The following is a 13,316-nucleotide window of genomic DNA, read 5'->3' on the forward strand; positions in this document are numbered from 1 at the left end:
ACCTTAACCGTGATCGCCGGACGACTCGCTTCGAGCGTCGCGCACCCGGCCGCCCGGAAGCAACCGGGCACCCGGCGGAACCGGGTCCTCAGCCCCGGCCCACGAGGCCGGGCGCGTCGGCGAGGAAGGTGTCCAGCACCCCGTCGGCGACCCGGACCGGGCCCTGGGGGCGGGTGGTGCCCGGAATGGTCCGGATTTCCGCCGCCTCGGCGGCCAGGCGCGCCGACTCGGCGAAGGCGCGGCCGGCCCCGGCCGGATCGGCGGGCGCCAGGCGCATTCCGTCTACAGTGGACTGCAGGGCGCGGCCCCACAGGGTCAGCGCGTCCAGCCACGGCTCGGCCTGGGCGGAAAAGGCCGGATCGGGCACCCCGGCGCGGATGCGCTCCGGTGCCGCGGCGAGCAGGTCGGCGTACCGCTCCAGTTCCCGCAACGCCTTGCCCCGCGGCTCGGCGCGCACCGCGTCCACCTTCGCCTTGAGCACCGGTGCCTGCGGCTGCCAGGCGACCTCACCGAAGGTGGGAGCCAAGTGCTGGGTGTCGAAGAAGGCGAGCAGCGCCTCGGCGGTGCGCTGGTCCCCATCGGCGAGGTGGGCCGCGGCCGCCCGCCACGTCCGGCCGGCGTCGTAGTCCTGGTCGTTCCAGGCGAACGAAGCGCCGCCGAACAGCGCCACCTTGCTCGGGGCCGCCTGGTTCATCGGGTTGAGCACGATGCCGCCGAGCGCGGTGTGCAAGTCGGCTTCGCGCTTGTCGTAGGGCGCCAGCAGCAGCCGCCCGGTGGTCTGCCCGTAGTCGTTGACCGGGTAGTTGTCCCAGAGGAACACCTTGCGGCCCCAGACCCGCGCGGCCTGCTCGGCGTCGGCGACGCTGATCGACGGCGGCACCACGTCGGTCCCGGTCCACTGCACCACGATCCGCTCGTCGAGCGACTCACGGAGCACCTTCTTGTACGGCGAATCGGCGATGTCGGAGTACTCCGTCGGCACCATCTGCAGCGGCTTCGCGCCGACCGCGTCGAGGAATTCGCGCTGCACCCCGTTCAGCAGCTCGGCCTGCGCCCGCCCGGCGGCGGCCTGGCCGGGAGCACCGTACTCCTGCTCGTCACCGGCGCAGTTCCACTTGGTGTAGCTGATGTCGTCCAGCGCGAGGTAGAAGCTGTCGGCGCCCTGGTCGTGGATCGAAGCCAGTTTGCCGTGCAGCGCCTGGACATCGGCCGGATCGCTGTAGCAGATCGACGGCCCCGGCGAGATCGCGTAGGTGAACTGCACGTGGTGTTCCGCCGCCGCGCCGATCAGTTCCCGGATCTTCGCCAGTTCCGCGGCGGGGTACGGCTCACGCCACTTCTCGCGGAGGTAGAGGTCGTCCTTGGGGGTGTAGATGTAGGTGTTGGCCTTGATGCCGCCGTAGAAGGCGAGCTGGTCGAGCCGGTCCTGGTGGGACCACGGGGCGCCGTAGAAGCCTTCGATGCTGCCGCGCAGCGCTATCAGCGGGAAGTCGGTCACCCTGGTGCCGGCGATCCTGCCGGGACCGGTGAGCTGGCGGAGGGTTTGCGCGGCGTAGTACACGCCGTCGCCGTCGTTGCCGGCCAGCGCCACCACGCCACCACGGGCCTTGGCCCGCGTGGCCAGCGAATACCCCTCCGGGGGCAGTTCGGCGGGCTTCGCTCCCCCGGCTTCCGCCAGTGCCTCGGGCACGCCGGGATCGGTGAACGAGCCGGCCACCACGGTCAGTCCGGCGCGCTCGTCGACGATTTCCCGGGCACCGGCGCTTTCCAGCGTGCGGCGCAGGAGTGCCTCGGTGGCCGCGTCGGCGCCGTCGCCCAGTACCAGGCCGACGCGGGCGGGCACCCGCAGCTGACGGCCGTTGGTCTCGATCGACTGCGGGGTGGGCGTGACCACCGGCAACCGGGATCCGCGGTCCGGTGCCGCGGCGGCCGTGCCGCCCGGTGCCAGCCCCATTGCCACGCCGAGGAACACGACCGCCGCAGCGGCTCGGAAGGATCGCACCGGGCCTCCTTGATCATCTTGGTCCAGACCATCAAGGATCCGGCCCGGAGTCAAGCTAGTAGACCTCGTCGGCCCACTCGGGGTGGTCGATGAACGGGTTGCGGTTGTGCTGGATGCCGAAGACCGCTTCGTTGCGGTGCTGCTCCGCGGTGTCCACCGGATCCTCCGCGTGCCACCGCAGCAGCACCGAAACCTTGCCGATGGCCGGTGCCGAACCGTTGCCGACCTGGTCGTTCGGCTCGAGGTCGGGAAAACCGTCACCGCCGTCCCAGCGCACGCCCATGTACAGGATCATCCTGGCCACGTCTCCCTTGACCTCGTCCCGCGGTTCGAACGAGTCGTCGTCGGTGAGGTTGCCGGGAGCGCCGTCGACCGGCTCGCCGCCGGTGTCGAAGTCCTTGTTGCCGCGGATGCTGTTCACCGTGACGTCGGTGGCGCGCAGGTGGTGGATGTCGGTGCCGGGGCCGGGCGAGGTGCCGAAGTCGCCGTGGGACTTGGCCCAGGTGTGCTCGCGGTTCCAGTCGCCGGGGTTGCCGCCGTTGGCGTCCTTGGCACGGGATTGGCCGCTGTAGAGCAGGACCACGCTCCCGGCGTCGGCGGGGTCCTCGTCGGTGGTCTTGAGCGCGTCCCAGACGTCGTCGTAGGCCAGGGTGGTGACGCCGGTGCTGACGATGGTGTGCAGCGCCGCTTTGAGTTCGGCACCGGTTTTGCCCTCGGCGCCGGAGTAGTAGCCCTCGGGGGGCGCCGCTTGCGCGGCGGGGGCCGCGAGCAGGCCGGCCGCGGCCAGTGCGGCACCGGCCGCGGCCGTCCGCCGCGGAATTCGCTTGGTGACCACCCAGAATCTCCTCACCATCACTGAGTCACTGTCAGTGAAAGACTGACAGCTGCTAGCGCAGGTTGACTACCGACGAACGGCGATCAACCGGGGTGCCGGCGGGCCGGGGTGGTCGTTACGCTGCCGTGTGAGCGTTTGGCCGATGGTGCTGCGGGACTTCGACTCGTTCCTCGACGCGCCGGGACCGGTGAGCGACGACGCGCTGGACGAGTTGCTGGCCTTCCTCGGCATCGAACCGGGGGGACCGGACGAGGAGTGGTGGGCGACCCGGGTCGACGCGGCGGCGGAGGCCGGGCTGTCCCGGCTGCTCCCGGCGCTGGCGCACGACGATCCGGCCGTCCGGCGGGTGACCACCTGCGTGCTCTGCTACTGCTACGACCCCGAGGTCGCCGACGCGGTCCGGGCGGTTCGTGCCGCCGACGAGCCGACCCGGCTGGGCCTGCACATCGTGCTGGGCGTGCACGAGGGCTGGTCGCCCGGCGGTGACGCGCTGGCCCGGTTCGGCTCGGCGTTCGGCGCGCTGCTCGGCTCGAAGCCGCACCCGGACCTGGTCGGCGCGCTGCTCCCGCCGAACCCCGTGCTGGCGGACCTGCCGTGGGCGGAACCGGGCTGGGAAAGCCCGGCCGGGGCGGTCGACGCGCTGCTGGCCCGCGCTCCCTCGCTGCACCTGCCGTGGCTGGTGGCCATGAACGCCCCCGAACTGGCGGATTCCGCGATGCGCAACGGGGATCCGTCACTGGTGGAGCCGTACGCGCTGGCTCCGCTGGAGCACGCCGACCTCGACGTCCGGCGAGCCGCGCTGCACCGGCTCTTCCGGTGGGGGTTCGACGGGCACCTCGATGTCGCCGCGCGCTTCCTGGCCGACCCCGAGCTGCGGGAGGTCGCGCTCGACGGCCTGATCAGGGCGGGCGACCGGCGGGCGTTGCCGCGGCTGCGCGAGTTGCTCGGCGAGTTCCCGGACAACCGGCTGCGGGCGGTCACGACGCTGGGTGGGGACCTGGTGCCGGACGTGCTGGCGCAACTGACCCGGCCGTTGCCGCCACGCCAGGCGGCAGCTCTGGTGGAGGTGGCGGCGAACTGGGGCGAACCGCGGCTGCTGGACCGCCCCGAGGTGGCCGCGTTCCTCGGGCGGCTCACGGCACAGCACTTCGGCGACCCCGCCGACGAGGAGCTGGTCCGCGCGGTGGTGAAGCTGTGCCACCGGGTCTCGCTGGGCCGCCGGGTCGGCGTGGAGCTACGGGACCGGTTGCGGGTGCTGGCGAGCGGCCCGTCGCTGCGCGTGCGGCAGTTCGCGCAGTTCGCGTTGCTGCGAACGGGGGAAACCGAGTGGCTGGTGCCGGTGCTGCTGGCGGAGATCACCGGGCACCCGGTGCGCACCGGCCTGCCGGGGCCGCACACCGCCGTCTACGGCTGGCGCTCGGACGCGACGGCGTGCGCGTGGCTGGGGCAACTGGGCCCGGCGGCCGGTGACGCGGCCCCGGTGCTCCGCGCGATGCTGGCGGAAACCGGGCCACCCGGCGAGGCGAGGGCGGAAGCCGCGGAAGCCTACTGGCGCGTCACGGGTGACCGCGGGACGGCACTGTCCACTTTGGAACAGCTGGTGGACGGCGACCTCGGAGAACGAGCGAGGAAGTCGCTCGAGCGATTGGGCCAATCAGCACCCCAGCGAAGCGACCAGCGTGGTCAGGAGCAGGGTGTCGTTGACTCTCTGTAGGCCCTTTGGCTTCCACAGTTGCTTCCATCGGGCCCGCGGCTGGCCGGACGGCCCGACGAGCCTGGTCGAAGGGTTCCGGTTCTGGTTGAATCCGCACCCTGTGGCCGGTCGAGGCGGGAAGCCTCGGTGGCCGCCCTGAGGGGAAGGATCAAGGATGCGCACATCCGAGTACTTGACGGCCGTGGTCGAGCAGACCGGGACGCTCGCCGAGTGGGTGCACGGCCAGGACGCGGCGGCCCCGGTGCCGACTTGTCCGAAGTGGACACTGACTGACCTGGTCGACCACGTCGGCTCGACCCAGCGCATGGTGACCATGCTGGTGGCCGGGCGGATGACCGACCCGAGCGAGGCGTTCGCCGGTTACGTGCCCGCCCCCGCCGACTCGGCCCAGTGGCGCGACTGGCTCACCGGCTGCGCGGAGGAGGCGAAGCAGGCGTTCGACGCGGTCGACGACGAAACACCGGTGTGGGACCCGTCCGGCGCCGGCGCCGGGGTGCCGTTCTGGTCACGCCGGCTGTTCGGCGAGATCTCCGTGCACCGCGCGGACGCGGCGGCCGCGCTCGGCCGGCCGTACGAGCTGGCACCGGAACCCGCCGTCGCGGCGATCGAGGATTGGCTGGTCACGCTGACCTCCCGCGGCTACTGGGAGAACCGGCCGGACTTCGCCGAAGCGATGCGTGGTGCCGGGCAGACCCTGCACTTCCACGCCACCGACGCACCCGGCGAGTGGCTGGCCCGTCGCGAAGCGGACCAGGTCGTCCTGGAACGCACGCACGCCGAGGCGGACGTCGCGGTGCGCGGCCCGGCCACCGACCTGATGCTCGTGCTCAGCAGGCGCCGTCCGCTGGAGGCGGTCACCACGCTGCAGATCGACGGGGACCACGCCCTGGTCGAGCACTGGATCAACCACATGGACTGGGTAACCGACGCCTGACCCGGCGGCCCGGCGCGGGTCGATCTACCGTCGAGGCATGAGTGTGCGCACCCGGTCCTCCGCCGTCGTGCTCGCGGTGCTGCTGCTCGCCGCGGCCACCTTCCTGGCCAACCGGGTGCTGCCGGGCTGGGCGTACCCGGTGTGCGGCACGGTCGCCGCGGCGCTGCTGGTGGTCCTCGCCCGCGCGTCCGGGGTCGCCTCCCCGGAGATGGGGCTGGGCAGGCAGCAACTCGGCCGGGGCGCGGTGGTCGGCCTGCTCGGGGTGGGCGTGGTGCTGCTGGCCTTCGGGCTCGCCCTCGCCGTGCCCGCGCTGCGCCCGCTGTTCGACGACGGCCGCGTCGGCACCCCCGACGCGGCCGAAGTGCTCTGGCAGACGCTGATCCGGATCCCGCTCGGCACCGTGCTGATCGAGGAGGTCGCCTTCCGGGGCGTGCTGCCCGCGCTGCTCGGCGGTGACCACCGCTGGCGGTGGGGGCCGGTGCTCGGCGCGGCGGGCCTGTTCGGGCTGTGGCACCTGCTGCCGTCGCTCGCGCTGGTCCGCAACGCCGCCGTCGCCGAAACCCTCGGCGGCCTGCCGCTGTGGGCGGTTTCGGTGCTGGCGATGCTCGCCGCGGCCGCTGCCGGGGTGTGGCTGCACTGGTGGCGGCACACCGGGCGCAGCCTGCTCGCGCCGATGGCGGTGCACACCGCGACCAACTCCGGCGGGCTCGCCGCCGCCTGGCTGGTGCTCGCCCACCGCTAGCGGAAATTCGCCGGGAACTTCCCGCGCGACCGTGCCGACCTTAGCGACGTGACCACTGACGAGATCGTTGGAACCGACGCGGAGGCGGCCAGAGCGCGACGGCGCTCGGTGCGTCCGCTGCTGCTGCGCCTGCACTTCTACGCCGGTGTGTTCATCGGCCCGTTCCTGCTGGTCGCAGCGCTGACCGGGTTGTTGTACATCTTCACCCCGCAGCTGGAGCAGGTCGTCTACGACCACGAGCTGCACGTGCCCGCGGGGACGTCGGCGCAGCCGCTGGAGAGCCAGCTCGCAGCCGCGCGGGCGGCGATACCCGATGCCACCGTGGTGCGCGTGCGCCCGGGTGCCGAGGCGACCGACACCACGCAGGTGATCTTCAGCAGGCCCGATCTGGAAGCCAGCCACTGGCTGACCGCCTACGTCGACCCGTACTCCAGCGAGGTGCGCGGGGTGCTGGAAACCTACGGGTCCAGCCAGGCCACCCCGGTGCGCACCTGGATCGACCAGCTGCACCGCGGCCTGCACCTCGGCGACTTCGGCCGGTTGTACAGCGAACTCGCGGCGAGCTGGCTGTGGGTGGTCGTGCTCGGCGGCCTGGTGCTGTGGTGGTCCAAGCGGCGGCAGCACCGCGCGGCCGACCGGCGGGCGAAGGGCAGGCGGCGGCTGGTGTCCTGGCACGCCCTGACCGGCTCGTGGGTGGCGATCGTGCTGCTGTTCCTGTCGGTGACCGGGCTGACCTGGTCGCAGTACGGCGGCGAGAGCATCACCGACCTGCGGCAAGCCCTGTCGTGGCAGACGCCGACGCTGTCCGCCAGCATGTCCGAGCACGCCGAGCACGGGGGCCACGCCGGGCACAGCGAGCACCACGGCTCGGCCCCGGTGGCCGACGCCGGACCGGACCGCGTGCTCGCCTCGGCCCGTGCCCACGGCCTCGACGGGCCGGTCGAACTCACCCTGCCCAAGGAGGGCGAGGTGTACCTGGTCAAGCAGATCAAGGCCAGCTGGCCGGAGAAGCAGGACACGGCGGCCATCGACCCGGGCAGCGCCCAGGTGCTGGAGACCCTGCGGTTCGACGACTACCCGCTCGGCGCGAAGCTCGCGCGCTGGGGCATCGACGCGCACATGGGCCTGCTGTTCGGCCTGCCGAACCAGCTGGTGCTGGCGGTGGTGTGCCTGGCGCTGATCACCATGGTCGTCTGGGGTTACCGGATGTGGTGGCACCGCAGGCCCACGCGTGAGCGGTTCGGCGTCGGCAAGCCGTTCGCCCGCGGCGGCTGGCGGTCGATGCCGCCCGCCGCGCTGGTCGCGCTGGTGGTGGGTGGTGCGCTGGCGGCCTGGTTCCTGCCGGTGTTCGGCGTGACCCTGCTGGGTTTCCTGGTGGTGGACGCCCTGCTGGGCCGGCGGTCACGAGCGGGGGCGCGCTGATGCGGCGGCGCACCGTGCTGCGGGCCGCGACCGTGGCGGGCCTGGGCACCGGACTGGGGGCGGTGGCGGCTCCGGCCGCCGCTGCCCCCGGTGCCGGTCCCCGGATCGGGATCCTGCTCTTCGACCGGTTCAGCCTGCTCGACCCGACCGGCCCGGCGGAAATCCTCGCGCGGGTTCCCGGGGCCACGGTGACGATGCTGGCCGAACGCCCGGGGCTGGTCCGCACGGACACCGGCGATGTCGCGTTGCTCGCCGAGAAGTCCATCGACGAGGTGCGTGAACTCGACGTGCTGGTGGTGCCCGGCGGCAGCGAACGCGCGATCCTCGCGGTGTTCGAGCGGCCCCGGGTGCTGCAGTGGATCCGCGGGGTCCACCGGCGCACGAAGTGGACGACCTCGGTGTGCACCGGTTCGATGATCCTCGGCAAAGCCGGTCTGCTCACCGGTTTGCGGGCGACGACCTACTGGTCGGGCAAGGACTACCTGGAATCGCTCGGCGCCACCTTCGTCGCCGAGCGCTACGTCCGCGATGGCAAGGTCATTACGTCGGCCGGCGTTTCGGCGGGCCAGGACATGGCGCTCTACTTGGCCTCGCTGCTCACCGACGAGCGCACGGCCCAGGCACTGCAACTTGCAGTCGAATACGACCCGCGACCGCCGTTCGACACCGGGAGCCCGGACAAGGCCGGGCCGGAACTCCAAGCGCTGGCACTGGAACTGCTGGCGGAGTCCCAGGTCTGACGGCGCCGGGCACGGGGGCGGGGCGCGTCGATTTCGCATCTGCGCTCGTATCGCTCGAGCAGCAGTGCGAGGACCATCACGATTGCCGGAGTGCCTACCGCGAACCACATGTAGCAGGCGTACCCCCGAAGTGGCGGATGCCAAACCTGCTCCAGGCTGGGCCATTCGGGCGCTCCGGCAACGGGGGCGGACATGAATAATCGAGAAGGGGGTACTGGGAGCGTACTGGGAGCGCGTCGACATTTCCGGAGGTGGTCACGCAGTGGCGTCGGCCGGTGGCAGAACGCAGCAGCACACGCTGCTGCGTGCGCTGCTCTGGCTGGCCGGGCTGCTGCTGGCGGTGTTCGCGGTTTCCTGTGTGCTGAGCACTTCGGCAGATGCCGCCCCGGTGGTCGAACCACCGGAGCCCGGGAAAACCGTGGCTCGATTGGGGAAACCGGTGCTCACCCCGCCCGGCAACGTGCGCCAGCGTGCGGAAACCGCTGCTGATCCGGTGAAACCACTGGCCGATGCGCCGGAACCGGCGCTGCACCGCACTGCGGAGGCGGTGAAGCCGGTGCTGGATCTGCCCGAACCCGCGCTCCAGCACACCACCTTCACCATGACCGAGTCTGCGCTCGACCTACCCGAGCCCGCACAGAATCGCGCCGGGCAAATCACGGACGAGCCGGTGAAGTCGGCGCCGGGCCTGCCCGATCCCGTGCTCAACCACGCCGGGCAAACCGTGCCTGGCCCCGGGGAGGCGGTGCTCCCCCACCCGCGACCCGCACAGAACCCCGCCGAGCGAATCGCGGACGAGCCCGCGAAAACGGTGCTGGACTCGGTTGAGCCCGGGTTGAATCGCGCCGGGCAAATCGCGGCTGCCCCTGGGAAGCCGGTGCTTCCCCTCTCCCGACTCACGCTCAACCACGCCGAACAAATCGAGACCGAGCCCGCGAAACCAGTGCTCGACCTCCCCCAGCCCATGCAGCACCACGCCGGGCAAATCGCGAATCAACCGGTGCTCGAGCTGCCCAAGCCCACACTCAACCACCCCACCAGGCTCGCAGGGCCGGGGCTCGACCTGCCGAAACCCCAGCTCAAAGCCACCGGAAAAACCACAGCCGAGCCCGTGCAGGCCGTGCTCGACCTGCCGGAACCCGTACTCCAGCGGACCGAGCGGATCGTGGGCGACTCGGTGGCGGTTTCGCCCGTTCTCGGCGGAACCCTGGCCCCCGTAGTACCCATTTTTCACCACACCACGAAGACAGTGGTCGAACCACTCACCCCCATCCTCGGCCTCACCGGGAAAACCGCCGCCGAGGTGGCTGAGCCGGTGCGGCCCGTGCTCGACCTGGTGGAGCGCACCGTGGCCGACGCGGCCGGCGCGGTGGCACCGGTGCTGGACCTCGCCGATCGAGCCGTGGGCGGGGTGGTCCAGCCCCTGGAACTGCTGGAGAAGCCGGTGGTCCCGCTGCTCGGCCTGGCCGGGAAGGTGATCACCGCAGCCACCCCGATCCTCGGCCTGGCCGAGCACGTGGTGGCCGCGGTCGTGCGCACCGCGACGCCGTTGCTCGAACTCATCGGGAAACCGGTGGCCGCGGTGGTCGGAGCGACCAAACCGCTACTTCACCTGGTCGAGGGAACGGTCTCCCCGATTCTCGTGGTTACCGGGGAAGCCGTGGAAAACGTCGTCGAAGGGCCGCAGCTGTCGCAGAAAAAGTGGGCCGGCCAGGGCGGTTGCACAAAAGCGGGAGCGGAAACACAAGCCACCGAGAAGCCACTGAAAGTGGTCGTTTCCCCGGGCCGGACCACACCGGAATTCCACGTTCCGGTTAACCAGGCACTGACGACTCAGAAAACCGTCAACAGCGCCAGGCAACAGCCAGCCACCGTGACAGCCGCGGTCAAGCTCAACACCGAAACGCGCAACCCCGCCCCCCGCAAGCAGCACCCGCCGTGGCCGCACGTCCCGCTCCAGGCACCGGCCAACCCCACCGCCACCCCGCACGGCACCCCCGCTTCCCACCCCGCGCAGCACGCGCACCTGGTCGTCGGGTACGTGGTCGCGCACCGCGGGGACGCCACGCCGCTCTGGCGCGCCATCAAACCGGGCTGCCGCCCCGACTGACCCGATTCACCGCACCAACCAGCGAAATCTTCCGTTGCGGTGAATCGAGGGAACCTTGTACCAGAAAATATTCGACCTGGGCGTCGTGCAGCGCGACACCGTGGTCACCGTCCGGCTCAACGCCATGGCGAACGTCCGCCTGCTCACCCGGGTCAACTTCGCCGCCTACCGGCGCAAGCAGTTCTACCGGATGCACGGCGGCGTGGCCACGGTCCCGCTGTTCAAGATCTCCGTGCCCACCACCAGCCACTGGTACCTGGTGCTGGACGTGGACGGCCTCGAACCCCGGCCGATCCACCCCCAGGTCACCATGGCCCGCTCAAGAACCCGGAGTTGACTCGCCGAAGCCGCCGTAGGGGCCCGCGTTGGCCCGCTTGCGCACCTCGTCGAAGTGCCGGTGCATGGCTTCGACGGCGGCCTCGGCGTCCCCGCGCACCAGCGCGTCGACGATGTTCTGGTGCCGCTTCGCCGTGCTCGCCGGTGACGAGGCCGGGCCGCCGACCTCGGCTTCCGTGGCGCGGTAGACGTCCCAGAACAACCCGGTCAGCTCGCGCGCGAGAGCGAAGCCCGCCTCCGCGCCGAGCAGGTCGTGGAACTCCCGGTCGGCCGCCGCGGCGTCCGGGCCCCTGCGGCGCATCCGCCGCACGCACGCCTCCAGCTCGCCGATCAGTTCCGGGCGGTGCTTGGTGGCCACCCGGCGGGTCAGCTCGGTCTCGATCATCTCGCGCAGTTCGAGCAGGTCCCGCAGCCTGCCGACGTCGCCGCGGGTGCGGGTGCGGAACATCAGCCAGGTCTGCAGCGCCTCCGGGCCGCCGGAGCCGACGAAGGTGCCGTGGCCGTGCCGGACCTCGACGATGCCCAGCGCCTGCAACGCCTTGATCGCCTCGCGGACCGAGGTGCGGCTGACGCCGAGGTCGTCCATCAGGCTCAGCTCGGTCGGCATCGGCGCGCCGGGCGGCAGCTCGCGTTCGACGATCAGATCGATGATCTGCCTGGTGATCTCGGCACCGCGTTGGGGACGCGCCACGATAGGTCTCCTCGGATACGTTCGGTCACCGGCTGGTTGCGTCGGACATCGTACGTCATAAGACCCCTTGACCGGGCCGCGCGGCGCCTCCTACAGTTCGGCCCACGTCGGACATCCCACGTCCGATGACCACCATCGCCGTTGGTGCACACACCGGGAGACGCCATGCCCCACAGCCCGATCGGATCCGCGCGCCGGTTCAACCGGCGCGACCTGCTTCGCTACACCGCGCTCGCGGGTGGCGCGGCGGCGTTCTCCTCGGCGCTGGCCGCCTGCGGCGGCGGCCCGGCGTCGACCAACAAGACCGGCAACTCGGCCGACTCGCTCACCGCCGTGCTCGGTTACGGCAACAACCAGTCGTGGGACCCGCTGCAGACGGCCTCGGCGTTCTCCATGGCGGCGAACCTGCACGTCTACGAAGCGCTGGTGGAGGGCGACCCGGTCACCCGCGAACCCTTCCCCGCGCTGGCCAAGGCCCTGCCCGGCGACCTCAACGCCACCACGCTGGCGTTCGAGCTGCGTGACGGCGCCAAGTGGCACGACGGGCAGCCGGTGGTCGCCGACGACGTGGTGTTCACCTACGCCCGCGCGCTCGACCCGGAGGAGAACGTGCTGGTGCACGCGTTCTTCGCGCACTGGCTGCAGGAGGTCCGCAAGACCGGTGACCGCTCGGTCGAATTCGTGCTGAAGTTCCCGTTCCCGTATGCGCTCGACCGCATCCAGACCTGCAAGATCGTGCCGAAGCACGTGTACGAGGGCAGGTGGGCGGACGCGGCCAGCGGCAAGGTGGTCGGCTCCGGGCCGTACCGGGTGACCGAGCAGGCGCCGCTGAGCCACACCTCGTTCGAGAAGTTCGCCGACTACAACGGCCCGCGCCCGGCGGCCTACCAGAAGATGCTGTGGAAATCGATCGTCGACGCCGCGCCCCGCGTGGCCGCGATCTCCGGGGCGACGCCGGACGCGCAGATCGTGGAGAACATCCCCGCCGCGAACACCGAGCAGCTGCGGGCCGCCGGGCGCACGGTCGAATTCGCCGACGGCGGCAACAACCTGTTCCTGCTGTTCAACACCACGCACAAACCATTCGACAACAAGCTCGTCCGCCAGGCACTGCACTACGCCATCGACGGCGGGAAGATGGTGGAGATCGGCCTCAAGGGCGCGGGCACCCCGGCCACCTCGTTCATCAACCCGGCGCTGCCCTCCTCGCAGCCCGCCGTGCACGACTTCGCCTACAACCCGGAGAAGGCCAAGGACCTGCTGCGGCAGGCGGGGGTCAGCGGGCTGGGCATCTCACTGTCCACTTCGAACACTTCACTGGTGGCCGACTGCGTGAAGGTGATCAAGGAGGGCTGGGACGCCATCGGCGTGCAGACCACCCTGGACTCCCAGGACACCAAGGCGCTGTTCAGCAAGCTGGACTCCGGGGTGGACTTCCAGGTGGTGGCGACCACGAACAACCCGCAGCAGTTCGGCAACGACCCGGACCTGCTCATCCGCTACTACTACGACGAGAAGTCCCTGCTGATGAAGACCTACGCGAAGTGGGCGGACGCGGACGCGCAGGCCGTGCTGGCCCTGCAGAACCAGGCCGCCGCCGAAGTCGATCCCGGCAGGCGCGCCGCGCTGACCAAGCAGCTGCTGGACCTGATCTCCGAGCACGCGGTCATCTACCCGGTGGTGTTCACCCAGCTGGGCACCGCGTGGGACCCGAAGGCGATCAGCGGGGTGCGGGCGCAGGGTTATCCGGGCATCTACCTCAACCAGGCCAAGCCGGTCTGAGGGGGCGC

General features: G+C 71.2%; 11 protein-coding genes. 8 read left to right on the forward strand and 3 right to left on the reverse strand.

Features of this window, described 5'->3' with window-relative positions; genetic code table 11:
• Positions 1-88: 88 nt before the first annotated feature.
• Entirely contained in the window at positions 89-2,002 is a 1,914-nt protein-coding gene (locus AC07EG_RS21615; RefSeq protein ID WP_478254931.1) for a beta-N-acetylhexosaminidase family protein, read from the reverse strand.
• Positions 2,003-2,057: 55 nt separating this feature from the next.
• The gene (locus AC07EG_RS21620) at positions 2,058-2,837 is read right to left on the reverse strand and encodes an endonuclease I family protein (protein ID WP_478254932.1); all 780 of its coding nucleotides are present in this window, start codon (positions 2,835-2,837) and stop codon (positions 2,058-2,060) included.
• A 142-nt stretch (positions 2,838-2,979) separates the two neighbouring features.
• On the opposite strand from AC07EG_RS21620, the gene AC07EG_RS21625 reads away from it, so the two are divergent.
• From AC07EG_RS21625 to AC07EG_RS21655, 7 genes are all read left to right on the forward strand, one after another.
• A complete protein-coding gene (locus tag AC07EG_RS21625; protein WP_478254933.1) occupies positions 2,980-4,551 on the forward strand; it encodes a HEAT repeat domain-containing protein in 1,572 nt (523 codons plus the stop codon).
• A 154-nt stretch (positions 4,552-4,705) separates the two neighbouring features.
• Positions 4,706-5,485, forward strand: a complete 780-nt coding sequence (locus AC07EG_RS21630) for a maleylpyruvate isomerase family mycothiol-dependent enzyme (RefSeq protein ID WP_478254934.1) — start codon at positions 4,706-4,708, stop codon at positions 5,483-5,485.
• Positions 5,486-5,522: 37 nt separating this feature from the next.
• Positions 5,523-6,227, forward strand: a complete 705-nt coding sequence (locus AC07EG_RS21635) for a CPBP family intramembrane glutamic endopeptidase (RefSeq protein ID WP_478254935.1) — start codon at positions 5,523-5,525, stop codon at positions 6,225-6,227.
• Between the two features lie 48 nt (positions 6,228-6,275).
• Entirely contained in the window at positions 6,276-7,649 is a 1,374-nt protein-coding gene (locus AC07EG_RS21640; RefSeq protein ID WP_478254936.1) for a PepSY-associated TM helix domain-containing protein, read from the forward strand.
• On the forward strand, positions 7,649-8,389 hold the full coding sequence (locus AC07EG_RS21645; protein WP_478254937.1) for a DJ-1/PfpI family protein: 741 nt from the start codon (positions 7,649-7,651) through the stop codon (positions 8,387-8,389). Before AC07EG_RS21640 ends, AC07EG_RS21645 begins: the two co-directional genes overlap by 1 nt.
• A gap of 262 nt (positions 8,390-8,651) precedes the next feature.
• Positions 8,652-10,499 carry a hypothetical protein gene (locus tag AC07EG_RS21650; RefSeq protein ID WP_478254938.1) on the forward strand — a complete coding sequence of 616 codons (1,848 nt, stop codon included), beginning with the start codon at positions 8,652-8,654 and terminating at the stop codon, positions 10,497-10,499.
• A gap of 55 nt (positions 10,500-10,554) precedes the next feature.
• A complete protein-coding gene (locus tag AC07EG_RS21655) occupies positions 10,555-10,836 on the forward strand; it encodes a DUF1883 domain-containing protein (RefSeq protein ID WP_478254939.1) in 282 nt (93 codons plus the stop codon).
• Here the strand turns inward: AC07EG_RS21655 and AC07EG_RS21660 are convergent.
• A complete protein-coding gene (locus AC07EG_RS21660) occupies positions 10,819-11,526 on the reverse strand; it encodes a FadR/GntR family transcriptional regulator (protein WP_478254940.1) in 708 nt (235 codons plus the stop codon). The two genes, AC07EG_RS21655 and AC07EG_RS21660, sit on opposite strands and share 18 nt — an antisense overlap.
• 165 nt (positions 11,527-11,691) lie before the next feature.
• Between AC07EG_RS21660 and AC07EG_RS21665 the strand changes: the two genes are divergently transcribed.
• The gene (locus tag AC07EG_RS21665) at positions 11,692-13,308 is read left to right on the forward strand and encodes an ABC transporter substrate-binding protein (protein ID WP_478254941.1); all 1,617 of its coding nucleotides are present in this window, start codon (positions 11,692-11,694) and stop codon (positions 13,306-13,308) included.
• Positions 13,309-13,316: the final 8 nt, after the last annotated feature.

It is taken from the genome of Amycolatopsis sp. NPDC045836 (assembly GCF_056431745.1).